This window comes from Streptomyces collinus (genome assembly GCF_031348265.1).
Lineage (GTDB): Bacteria > Actinomycetota > Actinomycetes > Streptomycetales > Streptomycetaceae > Streptomyces > Streptomyces collinus.
Map to the genome: position 1 here is coordinate 1,317,996 of NZ_CP133771.1, position 11,816 is coordinate 1,329,811.

General features: G+C 73.1%; 14 protein-coding genes. 8 read left to right on the top strand and 6 right to left on the bottom strand.

The features are described 5' to 3' along the window. Positions 1 to 5: 5 nt before the first annotated feature. Positions 6 to 1,175, bottom strand: a complete 1,170-nt coding sequence (locus tag RFN52_RS05870) for a thiolase family protein (RefSeq protein ID WP_184843284.1) — start codon at positions 1,173 to 1,175, stop codon at positions 6 to 8. A 93-nt stretch (positions 1,176 to 1,268) separates the two neighbouring features. On the opposite strand from RFN52_RS05870, the gene RFN52_RS05875 reads away from it, so the two are divergent. The 3 genes from RFN52_RS05875 (at position 1,269) to RFN52_RS05885 (ending at position 3,062) form a co-directional block, all read left to right on the top strand. Then, positions 1,269 to 1,739 carry a winged helix-turn-helix transcriptional regulator gene (locus RFN52_RS05875; RefSeq protein ID WP_184843287.1) on the top strand — a complete coding sequence of 157 codons (471 nt, stop codon included), beginning with the start codon at positions 1,269 to 1,271 and terminating at the stop codon, positions 1,737 to 1,739. A gap of 159 nt (positions 1,740 to 1,898) precedes the next feature. Continuing rightward, positions 1,899 to 2,774, top strand: coding sequence for an undecaprenyl-diphosphate phosphatase (locus RFN52_RS05880; RefSeq protein ID WP_184843290.1), 876 nt, complete (start codon positions 1,899 to 1,901; stop codon positions 2,772 to 2,774). 108 nt (positions 2,775 to 2,882) lie between these two features. After that, positions 2,883 to 3,062 carry a hypothetical protein gene (locus RFN52_RS05885; protein ID WP_102908844.1) on the top strand — a complete coding sequence of 60 codons (180 nt, stop codon included), beginning with the start codon at positions 2,883 to 2,885 and terminating at the stop codon, positions 3,060 to 3,062. A 26-nt stretch (positions 3,063 to 3,088) separates the two neighbouring features. Here RFN52_RS05885 and RFN52_RS05890 read toward each other — a convergent pair whose 3' ends face one another. Then, positions 3,089 to 3,691: a DUF4291 domain-containing protein gene (locus RFN52_RS05890; RefSeq protein WP_184843293.1), complete on the bottom strand. Its 603-nt coding sequence runs from the start codon at positions 3,689 to 3,691 to the stop codon at positions 3,089 to 3,091. A 96-nt stretch (positions 3,692 to 3,787) separates the two neighbouring features. Here RFN52_RS05890 and RFN52_RS05895 point away from each other — a divergent pair, with 96 nt between their 5' ends. Together RFN52_RS05895 and lnt are read left to right on the top strand one after the other, a co-directional pair. Beyond that, positions 3,788 to 4,258, top strand: coding sequence for a nuclear transport factor 2 family protein (locus RFN52_RS05895; protein ID WP_184843296.1), 471 nt, complete (start codon positions 3,788 to 3,790; stop codon positions 4,256 to 4,258). A 68-nt stretch (positions 4,259 to 4,326) separates the two neighbouring features. Continuing rightward, the gene (lnt, locus tag RFN52_RS05900; RefSeq protein WP_184843299.1) at positions 4,327 to 5,892 is read left to right on the top strand and encodes an apolipoprotein N-acyltransferase; all 1,566 of its coding nucleotides are present in this window, start codon (positions 4,327 to 4,329) and stop codon (positions 5,890 to 5,892) included. Here the strand turns inward: lnt and RFN52_RS05905 are convergent. Further along, positions 5,816 to 6,721, bottom strand: coding sequence for a Gfo/Idh/MocA family protein (locus tag RFN52_RS05905; RefSeq protein ID WP_184843302.1), 906 nt, complete (start codon positions 6,719 to 6,721; stop codon positions 5,816 to 5,818). The two genes, lnt and RFN52_RS05905, sit on opposite strands and share 77 nt — an antisense overlap. Positions 6,722 to 6,734: 13 nt before the next feature. Then, positions 6,735 to 7,919, bottom strand: coding sequence for an FAD-dependent monooxygenase (locus RFN52_RS05910; protein WP_184843305.1), 1,185 nt, complete (start codon positions 7,917 to 7,919; stop codon positions 6,735 to 6,737). An 81-nt stretch (positions 7,920 to 8,000) separates the two neighbouring features. On the opposite strand from RFN52_RS05910, the gene RFN52_RS05915 reads away from it, so the two are divergent. The 3 genes from RFN52_RS05915 (at position 8,001) to RFN52_RS05925 (ending at position 9,782) form a co-directional block, all read left to right on the top strand. After that, positions 8,001 to 8,591 carry a TetR/AcrR family transcriptional regulator gene (locus RFN52_RS05915; protein ID WP_184843308.1) on the top strand — a complete coding sequence of 197 codons (591 nt, stop codon included), beginning with the start codon at positions 8,001 to 8,003 and terminating at the stop codon, positions 8,589 to 8,591. 43 nt (positions 8,592 to 8,634) lie between these two features. Then, a complete protein-coding gene (locus RFN52_RS05920; RefSeq protein ID WP_184843311.1) occupies positions 8,635 to 9,147 on the top strand; it encodes a DinB family protein in 513 nt (170 codons plus the stop codon). Positions 9,148 to 9,260: 113 nt separating this feature from the next. Beyond that, on the top strand, positions 9,261 to 9,782 hold the full coding sequence (locus RFN52_RS05925; RefSeq protein WP_184843314.1) for a hypothetical protein: 522 nt from the start codon (positions 9,261 to 9,263) through the stop codon (positions 9,780 to 9,782). 648 nt (positions 9,783 to 10,430) lie between these two features. On the opposite strand, the gene RFN52_RS05930 is transcribed toward RFN52_RS05925, so the two are convergent. Both RFN52_RS05930 and RFN52_RS05935 read right to left on the bottom strand, forming a co-directional pair. Then, a complete protein-coding gene (locus RFN52_RS05930) occupies positions 10,431 to 10,931 on the bottom strand; it encodes a hypothetical protein (RefSeq protein ID WP_184843317.1) in 501 nt (166 codons plus the stop codon). 122 nt (positions 10,932 to 11,053) lie between these two features. Continuing rightward, on the bottom strand, positions 11,054 to 11,737 hold the full coding sequence (locus RFN52_RS05935) for a uracil-DNA glycosylase (RefSeq protein ID WP_062925643.1): 684 nt from the start codon (positions 11,735 to 11,737) through the stop codon (positions 11,054 to 11,056). Between the last annotated feature and the right edge of the window lie 79 nt (positions 11,738 to 11,816).

Consider the following 11,816-nt stretch of genomic DNA (forward strand, 5'->3'; position numbering starts at 1 on the left):
CCGGGTCACACCCGTTCCAGCACCATGGCGTTGGCGAGTCCGCCCGCCTCGCACATGGTCTGGAGCGCGTAGCGGGCGTTGCGTTCCCGCATCGCGTGCACGAGCGTCGTCGTCAGGCGGGTTCCGCTCGCACCGAGCGGATGCCCGAGGGCGATGGCCCCGCCGTGCACGTTGACCCGGGCGAGGTCGGCGCCGGTCTCCTGCCGCCAGGCCAGGACGACACTGGAGAACGCCTCGTTGACCTCGAACAGGTCGACGTCGTCGAGGGTCAGCGACGCCCTGCGCAGCACCTTCTCGGTCGCCGGGATCACGCCCGTGAGCATCAGCAGGGGGTCGGAACCAGTGACGGCGAAGCTGTGCAGCCGGGCGAGGGGGCGCAGTCCGAGCCGGGCCGCCGTCTCGCTCGACGTGATGAGCACCGCCGAGGCCCCGTCGTTGATGGGGCTGGCGTTGCCCGCCGTGACGTTCCACTCGATCTGCGGGAACCGCTCGGCGAAGACCGGGTCGTGGTAGGCGGGCTTGAGCCCGGCGAGGATCTCGGTGGTGCTGCCGGGCCGGACGCACTCGTCGCGTGCGACCCCCTCCAGCGGCGCGACCTCGGCGTCGAACAGGCCGCTGTCCCAGGCCTCGGCGGCCTTCCGGTGCGAGGAGACGGCGAAGGCGTCCATCTGCTCGCGGCCGATCGACCACTTCGCGGCGATCAGCTCGGCGCTGATGCCCTGCGGGACGAGCCCCTCGGGGTAGCGCTCGGCGACCCCGGGTCCGAAGGGATCCGCGCCCGCGGGCACGTTGGACCACATCGGCACCCGGCTCATCGACTCGACCCCGCAGGCCACGACCAGGTCGTACGCACCCGAGAGGACGCCCTGCGCCGCGAAGTGCACGGCCTGCTGGGAGGAGCCGCACTGGCGGTCCACGGTGGTCGCGGGCACGGACTCCGGGAAGCCCGCCGACAGCACGGCGTAGCGGGTGGTGTTCATGGCCTGTTCGCCGACCTGGTCGACGGTGCCACCGATGACGTCGTCGATCAGCGCCGGGTCGATCCCGGACCGTTCGACGAGGGTGCGCAGGGTGTGGGCCAGGAGCTCCACGGGGTGGACGTGCGCCAGGGCGCCGTTCGGCTTGCCCTTGCCGATGGGGGTGCGTACGGCTTCGACGATGACTGCGTCACGCATGTGCGGGCCTCCACGACCACCGATGAGTAGGAAATCCGAACTCACCGTAGCCCCGAGGGTTTGAATTTCCAACCCTCTCCTAGACTGGGTTTCATGGCCGCCCGCAAAGACCCGCGCCCCTGCTCCATCGCCGACACCCTCGCGCTCGTCGGCGAGAAGTACTCCCTGCTGGTACTGCGGGAGGTGTGCCTGGGCAACGGCCGGTTCGACCAGCTGGTCCGCAACACCGGCGCCCCGCGCGACATCCTGGCCACCCGGCTGCGCCGGCTGGTCGACGCCGGGATCCTGGCCAAGCACCTCTACAGCGAGCGGCCACAGCGCTTCGAGTACCGGCCGACGCGGGCGGGGCTGGAACTGGAGCCGGTGCTGGTGACCCTCATGGCCTGGGGCGACCGCCACCTCAGGCCCGACGGCGACCGTCCGATGCTCCTGGAGCACTCCTGCGGCCAGGCCCTCGCCCCGGCCGTCACCTGCCGGGCGTGCGGCGACGAGGTGCGCCACGAGGACCTCACGGCCCGCCCCCAGACACCCGGATGGACGGTGACCGGACCCACCGCGGCCTGATCGCCGCTGGTCGGGAGCGGCATCCAAACCCCTGTGTCCGGGCGGCCTCTCGGGGGCGCTACGCTTCCCCCTCGGCACACCTGATCCCCCGTTCCCCGCAACGGCGGTCCGGCGTGCCCGTCGTCCGTCCCACGATCGGCACTTGGACTCCGTTACCTCATGTCTTGGTTCGAATCACTCATCCTCGGACTCGTCCAGGGGCTGACCGAGTTCCTCCCCGTCTCCTCCAGCGCCCACCTGCGGCTGACGGCGGCCTTCTCGGGCTGGAAGGACCCGGGCGCGGCCTTCACGGCGATCACGCAGATCGGCACCGAGGCAGCCGTGCTGATCTACTTCCGCAAGGACATCGGACGGATCATCTCGGCGTGGACGCGCTCGCTCACGAACAAGGCGCTGCGCAGTGACCCCGATGCCCGGATGGGCTGGCTGGTGATCGTCGGCTCGATCCCGATCGGCGTGCTGGGCGTGACGCTGAAGGACCAGATCGAGGGACCGTTCCGCGATCTGCGGATCACCGCGACGATGCTGATCGGCATGGGCATCGTCCTGGGCGTCGCCGACCGCCTCGCGGCCCGCGACGAGAGCGGCGGCAAGCACCGCGCACCCAAGCAGCGCAAGGCCCTTGAGGACCTGGGCGTCCGGGACGGCCTGATCTACGGCGTCTGCCAGGCCATGGCGCTCGTCCCGGGCGTCTCGCGCTCCGGCGCCACCATCAGCGGCGGCCTGTTCATGGGCTACAAGCGCGAGGCCGCGGCCCGCTACTCCTTCCTCCTCGCCATCCCCGCGGTGCTCGCCTCCGGCGTGTTCGAGCTGAAGGACGCCACCGAGGGCGGCCATGTCTCCTGGGGTCCGACGATCTTCGCCACGGTGATCGCCTTCGGGGTCGGGTACGCCGTGATCGCGTGGTTCATGAAGTTCATTTCAACCAAAAGTTTCATGCCCTTCGTCTACTACCGCATCGCCCTCGGCATCGTCATCATCGTGCTGGTCAGCATGGGTGCGCTGAATCCTCACGCGGCCGAGTCGGCGGGCTGACCCGGGGCGGGTTCGGGGCCGTGTGACCCCGCTCTCGTGACCAACCGCATATCGATCGGGTAGCCGTCCGGTAGCGGGCTGTCAGTGGCTGCCCCTAGGCTTGTCCGCATGTCCCCCGATTTCGTGACCCCTGGTTCCGTGCGGCCCGCCGCCGAGGTCAACGACGAGATCCGTGCGCTGTGGCAGCGCACGGGCGGCACCCTGTCGGCCGAGGAGCGCGCGGAGTACGAGCTGCTCGTCGTCGAGTGGGCGGCCGCGATCCGAGGCGGCGTCGTCACGGCGGCCTGAGCGGCCCCCCTTCCCTCCCGTTCCCGCTAGGCGCGCAGCCGCTCCAGCACCTCGTCGTCGAGGGCGAAGGGCCGCTCCTCGGGCAACAGCCCCGCGGCCGCGTCCGGTTGTCCGGCCCGTACCAGCCCGTGGATCTCCCTGGCGAGCGGCGTGACGTCCTCGATCCCCACGATCCACTCGTCCGCGTACCGCGCGGCGGCCTCCCCCGCGAGCCCCAGCTGAAGCGACCGGTGCGGCAGCGGGTTGAGGTGCAGGTCCCGTTCCGGATCCCACTGCACCCGCGCGGGAGCCTGCCTCAACTGCCGCTTCCAGGAGGCCCGGTCGCCGTGCAGGGCGGGGACGTGGTGGGACAGGCAGGCGTTGCGCAGCGCCCAGAGGAAGCCCTCGCGGTGGATCTCGACCGCCAGGACCGTCTCCTGGCCCTCCTTGGTGCCCCAGCCGCAGCGGTACATCATCCACAGGAACGACGGCTTGATCCATGTCATGCGCTCCCGCTTCCAGGACGACGGGAAGCGGCCCAGGCGGGCGGCGGGGTCGCCGATCTCCGGGCGGTAGGCCTGGTAGACGGTGATCGTGGACTCGGTATGGCGGGCGCGCACCCGGAATCTCGGTTCGTTTCGATCGTTCACGGAGGACAGGCTGGCCTCCGGCGTCCCCCGGCGGCCACCGAATATCGCGCACGCACGGCTCTTGGCCCCTGCTCCGCCATGCCCAACACTGAGCCGATGACGCAGCGCGTGGAGCTCGCTACCGTGAGGGACCGGCTGGCCGTCGACGGTTTGATCACCGACTACGCGGTGGCGGTCGACGACGGTGACTGGGAGGCGTACCGGGGACTGTTCGCCCCTCGGGGGCGGGCGGACTACCGCTCGGCCGGCGGCATCGAGGGAGAGGCCCGGGCGGTCGCCGCGTGGCTCGCGGAGAGCCTGCGGCTGTTCCCGATGCGGCAGCATCTGATCGTCAACCGGCGGGTGCGCTTCGGGATCTGGGAGCAGGACACCGGCGACACCGCCGAGGTGCAGGCCGACTACGTCAATCCCATGGCCACCGCGGGGCCCGCTCCGGATTTCGTGTGCGGAGGCCGGTACGCCTTCGCGGTGCTGCGCACGGACGACGGCTGGCGGCTGAGTGGAGTCGTCGTGCGGGAGAAGTGGCGGCGCCTTCCCGAGCCGCGGACCGCGCCTGTGGTCCACTGACCCGGCGTCCTGTGTCCTAGATCGTCCGCAGGGCGCACACTGGAGGCACCCGCGGGTAGGAGGCGCCTATGAAGACGCTCGGCCACTGGGTCGCCTCCCCGTGGCGCCGCTCGGCCGCCGCGGCGGTCGCGGGCGCCCTCCCCGTCCTGGCCTTCCCCGCGCCGGCCCTGTGGTGGTGCGCCTACGTCGCCCTGGTCCCCTGGCTCCTCCTGCTGCGCACCGCGCCGGCCGGGAAGCGGGCCGCGTACGACGGCTGGTGGGGCGGCTTCGGCTTCATGCTGGCCATGCACCACTGGCTGCTGCCGAGCCTGCACGTGTTCACGTTCCTCATCGCCGCCCTGCTGGGCGCGCTGTGGGCACCGTGGGGCTGGCTGGTACGCCGTCTCCTCGGAGGCCTTCCCTCCCTCGGTCGGGTCACGGTCGCGCTGCTGGTCCTGCCGTCGGGCTGGCTGGCCGTCGAGCTGGTCCGCTCCTGGCAGGGGCTCGGCGGCCCCTGGGGCATGCTCGGCAGCAGTCAGTGGCAGGCCGAGCCCGCGCTGCGACTCGCCTCGGTGGGCGGGGTGTGGCTGCTCAGCTACCTGCTCGTGGCCGTCAACGTCGCGGTCGCCGTCCTCGTCGCGGTCCGCCGGGCCAGGATGCCCGCCGTGGCCGGTCTCGTCGCCACCGCCGCCGCCACCTCCGCCGCCTGGGCGTTCTCGCCCCGCCCCGCCGTCGACGGCCAGGTGAGGATCGCCGTCGTGCAGCCGGGCGTCATCGCCGGCCCGGACGGCCGGTTCGCCCGCGAGGAGCAGCTCACCCGCCGGCTCGCCGGGCAGGACGTCGACCTGATCGTCTGGGGCGAGAGCAGCGTCGGCTTCGACCTCGACGACCGGCCCGACCTCGCCCGTCGGCTCGCGGACCTCTCCCGCGCGACGGGCGCCGACATCCTGGTCAACGTGGACGCCCGGCGCTCCGACAAGCCCGGCATCTACAAGAGTTCGGTCCTGGTCGGGCCCGACGGCCTGACCGGCGAGCGCTACGACAAGATGCGGCTCGTGCCCTTCGGCGAGTACATCCCGGCCCGGTCCCTGCTCGGCTGGGCCACCTCCGTCGGCAAGGCCGCGGGCGAGGACCGCAGGCGCGGCTCGCAGCCGGTCGTGATGAACATCGGGGACGATCTGCGCGTCGGCCCGCTGGTGTGCTTCGAGACCGCCTTCCCCGACATGACGCGCCACCTCACCCGGGAGGGCGTCGACGTGCTGATCGGCCAGTCGTCGACGTCCACGTTCCAGCACAGCTGGGCGCCCGGGCAGCACGCGTCGCTCGCCGCGCTGCGGGCCGCCGAGACCGGCCGCCCCATGGTGCACGCGACGCTGACGGGCGTCTCCGCCGTCTACGGCCCCGACGGGCAGCGGGTCGGATCATGGCTCGGTACGGACGCCTCCGCCGCGCGGATCTACGAGATCCCCCTCGCCCACGGCACCACGCCGTACGTCCGTCACGGCGACTGGGCGGTGCACGCGGCGATGCTGATCCTCGCCCTGTGGGCCGTCGGCGAGGGCGTACGGACCGTGCGGCTCAGGCGGTCCGCTCCTGGATCGCGCGTACCACCCGCTCGCACAGTTCATGGGTCTCCAGCGCGTCCCGGGCGCTGAGCGGCTTGCCCGTGCGGACCGCGTCGAGGAACGCGAGCACCGCCTGCTCGATCCCGCGCTGCCGGGCCACCGGCACCCAGTCCCCGCGTCGCCGGACGGTCGGCTGCCCCTTGTGGTCGACGACCTCGGCGAGGTTGATCACCTGCCGCTTGGTGTCCTGCCCGGACACTTCCAGGATCTCCTCGGCGGAACCGCTGAGCCGGTTCATCACGCCGAGCGCGGTGAAGCCGTCCCCGCCGAGCTGGAGCACCAGGTGGTGCAGCAGCCCGTCCTGGACGCGGGCGCGCACGGTCACGTCGTCGATCTCGCCGGGCACCAGGAACCGGAGGGTGTCGACGACGTGGATGAAGTCGTCGAGGATCATCGCGCGGGGTTCCTCCGGCAGCCCGATGCGGTTCTTCTGCATCAGGATCAGCTCGCGCGGATGGTCCGCGCACTGCGTGTAGCCCGGGGCGTGGCGCCGGTTGAAGCCGACGGCGAGACTCACGCCCCGCTCCTCGGCGAGCGCCACCAGCCGCGCGGAGTCGTCGATTTCGTAGGCGAGCGGCTTGTCGACGTACGTCGGTACGCCCGCCTCGAGCAGCCGCGTCACGATCTCCGGGTGCACGAGCGTGGGCGCGTGCACGAACGCCGCGTCGAGGCCCGCCGCGAGCAGGGAGTCGAGGGTGGTGTGCCGCCGCTCCGGCGGGACGTGCAGGCCCTCGGCGACCCGGTCGAGGGTGGCGGGCGTACGGGTCTGCAGGTGCAGTTCCACCCCGGGCTGGAAGGCGAGGACCGGGAGGTAGGCCTTCTGCGCGATGTCGCCGAGTCCGATGCAGCCGACCTTCACGGGGTGATCTCCTCTAACGGTTGCCTGCCGGGGTCTGCTCGGAGCATACGGCGTCCGGCCGCGGGGGCCTCCAGTCGGCGATGCCGTCGAAGCCGCGCAGGAACAGGGCGGGCCCGGCCTTCGCCAGCGTGGCCATGGCGGTGTCGCGTACGGCGATCGCAGCGCGGTTCGTCATGAGGTTGAGGCGGGCGACCCGCACGGCCCGGCGTGCGACGGCGGTCGTGCGGGGCAGCCGGGCGGCGGTGTAGGCGGGCAGGTCGTCACGGTGGTGTGCGAGGACGATCGCGTCCTCGATGGCCTGGTTGCCGCCCTGGCCGAGGGTCGGGGGCATGGCGTGCGCGGCGTCGCCGAGCAGGGCGACCCGGCCGTGGTGGTAGGCGGGCAGTGGTTCGGTGATGTGGTGGACGTCGTGGCGCAGGACGTCCTCGGGCCGGGCGGCGGCGAGCACGGCGGGGATCGGGTCGTGCCAGTCGCCGAAGCGGCTCAGCAGCTCGGCCCTCTCGTCGGGCGCGTGGCCGCCGGCGGGTGCGACGGCGGCGGCGTAGGCGTAGACGCGGTCGTCCTTGAGCGGGTGTGTGCCCCAGATGCGGCCCCTGCCCCAGGTCTCGTGCGAGGCGAACTCGGCGCCGGGCACGGGGATCACGAGCCGCCAGGCGGTGAAGCCGGAGTACACGGCCCCGGGGTGAGCGGGGAAGAGCGCGTGGCGTACGGCGGAGCGGATGCCGTCCGCTCCCACCACCAGGTCGGCCTCCAGCACCCTGCCGCCCGCGTCGACCCGGGCGGGCCGGTCGGGGCCGCCGCTGTCGGTGAGGGTCGCTGCGGCGTCGGTGCGGATGGCACCCGGGGGGAGCCGCGAGGCCAGGTTCGCGATGAGCGTGGCGCGGTGCAGCAGCACGAGCGGGCCGCCGAAGCGCTCGGCGGCGGCGGCGGCGGAGGACCGCGAGAGCCACCGCCCGGAGGGGGCCCGCAGCCCGCCGTCCCCGGACCAGGCGGCGAGGTCGCGGATCTCGTCGCCGAGTCCGATGGCGTCCAGCGCGCGCAGGGAGTTGGGCGCGAGGGAGATCGCCGCGCCGACCGGCTCCAGCGAGGGGGCGCGCTCCAGCACCGTGACCCGCAGGCCGCGCCGGTGCAGGGCGACCGCCGCCGTCAGGCCTCCGATACCGCCACCGATCACGACGGCATGCCCGGGTTGTGTCATGGCCCCTCCTCGAAATCGACTACATCTGTAGTGACACCGTCGACGTTACTACAGCTGTAGTCGAACGGGTAGCGTGAACCCATGTCCGTACGCACCGCCGGCCCCTCCCGCTCCGATCTGGTCGCCGACACCGCCCTCGCCCTGCTCGCCGAGCGCGGCATGCGCGGCCTCACGCACCGGGCGGTCGACGAGGCGGCCGGGCTCCCCCAGGGCTCCACGTCGAACCTCGCGCGCACCCGGCAGGCGCTGCTGGAGCTGACGGTGCGGCGCCTGGCGGAGCGCGAGGCCCGGGTCCTGGCGCTGCACGAGATGCCGGATCCCGGGGCCGGGCCCGGCCCTCTGGCGGACGCGCTGGCCCTGGCGACCCACCGGGCGTTGACGGGCCACCGCGCACTCACGCTCGCCCGCTACGAACTGGCCCTGGAGGCGACGCGCCGCCCCGAACTGCGGGCCTTCTTCGACGCCACCGGCGCCCGCTTCCGGGACCAGCTCGCCGCACTGGTCGGCGGCTTGGGCTCGACCGACCCGGCCCGGCACACCCTGTCGCTGATCGCCTGGGGGGACGGGCTGATGTTCAGCTGTGTGGCGGGGTCGTTCGGCGCCGAGGTGCCGAGCCTGGAGGAGGTGCGGGCCGGGCTGCGGGAACTGCTGGAGGGCATGCTCGGGGGCTGAAAATCTTGTGGTGCGGCGGGGGCGGCTCGGAAAGGATGCGTCCATGACCAACGAACGCCACGAGCCCGCCACCACCGCCGACGAGCGCACGATGCTGGAGGGCTGGCTGGACTACCACCGCCAGACCCTCGCCTGGAAGTGCGAGGGCCTCACCGACGTCCAGCTCCGCACCGCCGCGGTGGAGCCGTCCGAGCTGAGCCTGATGGGACTGGTGCGGCACATGACGGAGGTGGAGCGGGGCTGGTTCCGCAAGGTGCTCGCGGCCGAGGACGCCGGCCCGGTCTACTACACCGACGAGGATCCGGACGGCGAGTTCCATCTCTCCGAGAGCGACACGTGGGAGGAGGCGTACGCCACCTGGCAGTCCGAGATCGAGACCGCCCGGCGCAACGCGGCCCGCTTCGGCCTCGACGACGTCTCCGAGGGCAAGCACCGCCGCACCGGCGAGCGCTTCAACCTGCGCTGGATCTACACGCACATGATCGAGGAGTACGCGCGGCACAACGGCCACGCCGACCTGATCCGCGAGCGCGTCGACGGCGCGACCGGCGACTGACGTCACCCCCGCCGCACCGACGCCCTCCGTACGGGGCGCGAGATCACCCGTGCGGGGCATCCTGCTCCAGGTCCGCGGCCCCAGGGACGGTCGGACGCACCAGAGTTGCGCGGGTGCATCGAACGACGACCACAGCGACGCTCCTGCTGACCGTGGCGGTCTCGGCCCTCTCCGGCTGTACGACGACGGTCCCGCATCCCACCGCGCCGGGGCCCTCTGCGGCACCGTCCCGGCCGTCGGCGCCGGAGCGGAAGGCCGAGGCGGAGACCCAGATCGTGCAGGCGCCGGCCCGCGAGGCCCTGCAGCTCATCGAAGAGGCGTCCCGCCGCCCGGAGCCGGCCACGCCGACGACCCGCCCGCCCGCGCCACCGGCAGCCACGCCGGAACCGGGGCCCCAGCCCGGCCACCGCACCGTCCGCCCCCGCCCGGCCCGCCCCGAACACCCCGAGCCCGCCCGCCGCGGCCCCCGGCGGTCGCACACCGGCCTCCCCGACATGTCGGATGCGGTACGGCAGGACGTCGATCGGAGCGCCCCGAACGACAACGCGGACGTGTGCGCACTGGGCAGGCGCTACGGGGGATGGCGGGCGGACAGCCCGGAGGCGACGATCTGCCGTGACACGTACGGGCGCTGAACGGGCGCCGGCGGGGTGTCGGCCGGGCGCCCACATTTCACGCCGGGGTCACCGGCGTGGTCGCCCCTGAGCCGCCGGCCTGCTGGGCCAGGAGGCGGCGTCACCTCAGGGCCGGCCGCTGCAACGTCGGGCCCGTAGGCGGGGCCGCCCCGGGATCGCCGGCCCGCCGGGCATGTCAGCCGGGGTCGCCCCCGGACAGCCGCCCGTCGGGCCCCGCAGCGGGGTCACCTCGGGGCCACTGACACGTCGGGCCCGTCGGCGGGGTCACCCCAGGACCGCCGGCCCGTCGGGCCCGTTCAGCATGGTCGCCCCAGGGCCCCTCAGCGGGGTCACCTCAGAGCCACTGACACGTCGGGCGAGAGCACGGCCGGCCCCAAGATCGCCGCCCCGCCGGGCCCGCCAGCACGATCGCCCCAGGGCCGCCCCCGCCTCTGATTCGCCCACGCGCTCCCGTCATGGCCGCGGCGCGTGTGGTTCGCCAACGCAGTCGCCTCGGGGCCGCCGCCGCGGCGGGTCGTTGGCGCGGTCACCCCAGGGCCGCAGGCACCGCAGGTCGTCGACGCGGTCACCCCAGGGCCGCAGGCACCGCAGGTCGTCGACGCGGTCGCCCCAGCGCCGCAGGCACCACAGACCGTCGACGCGGTCGCCTCAGGGCCGTTGCCGCGGCGGCGTCCAGGTCCCCGTGCCGCCCTCCCCCAGCCGGGACTCCAGTCGGCCGATGGCCGCCCACACGCCCTCGCCGTAGCTGTCGTCGGCGAGGCCGGCGGCGGCTTCCCGGGCCCACCGCAGATGGGTGCGGGCGGCGTCGCGGCGGCCGAGCCCGAGGTAGTCGTCCGCCAGGTTCAGATGCAGGGAGGGGTAGATCGCGATCACCGCGGCCACCGCGACGGCCTCCTCCCTGGCCTCGTCGGCCGCCGTCAGGGCACGCAGGTCCCAGGCCAGTTCGTCCGCCGGGTCGTCCTGGGTGTCGGCCAGGTAGTGGGCGAGGGTGCAGCGGTGCAGCGGGTCGCCGTGCTCGCCGATCTCCGCCCACAGGCCGAGGTAGCGGTGCCGGGCCTCCTCCCGGTCCCCGGCGTGGTGCAGCATGACGACCTGCCCGATCCGCGTCAGCACGGCATCGGGCGCCGCCTGCTCCTGTCGCTCCGCCACGACGCCCTCCGCGTACTCGCCGGCTGTTCCCGCCGACGCTAACCGCAGGCGGGGGCGATCCGGCTCAGGCGGCTCCGGACACCGCCGGGCCGGGCACGGCACGGCCGTACGGGCGGGGTGCGTCAGCCCAGGTTCGGGATCGTCCAGTCGATCGGCGTGTGCCCCTGGGCCGCCACGGCCTCGTTGATCTGTGTGAAGGGCCGGGAGCCGAAGAACTTCTTCGCGGACAGGGGCGAGGGATGCGCGCCCTTGATCACGGCATGCCGGGACTCGTCGATCAGCGGGAGCTTCTTCTGCGCGTAGTTGCCCCACAGCACGAAGACCGCCGGGTCGGGGCGCTCGGCCACGGCCCGGATCACGGCGTCGGTGAACTTCTCCCAGCCCCGGCCCTTGTGCGAGTTGGCCTCGCCGCCGCGGACCGTGAGCACCGCGTTGAGCAGCAGCACGCCCTGCTCGGCCCACGGCATGAGATAGCCGTTGTCCGGGATCGGCGTGCCCAGCTCCTGGTGCATCTCCTTGTAGATGTTGCGCAGGGACGGCGGGATCCGCACCCCCGGCCGGACCGAGAAGCACAGTCCGTGCCCCTGCCCCTCGCCGTGGTACGGGTCCTGACCGAGGATCAGGACCTTGACCCCCTCGTACGGCGTGGCGTCCAGCGCCGCGAAGACCTCCTCGCGCGGCGGATGGACGGGACCCTTCGCCCGCTCCTCCTCGACGAACTCCGTCAGCTCCTTGAACCAGGGCTGCTGCAGTTCGTCGCCCAGAACCCCGCGCCAGGACTCGGGCAGCATGGCGATGTCGGTCACGTCAACGTCCTCACGATGTGCGGTCACTTCAGGCCACAGAACCTACAGGCGACCACTGACACCGTGCCCGGGAGAGCCC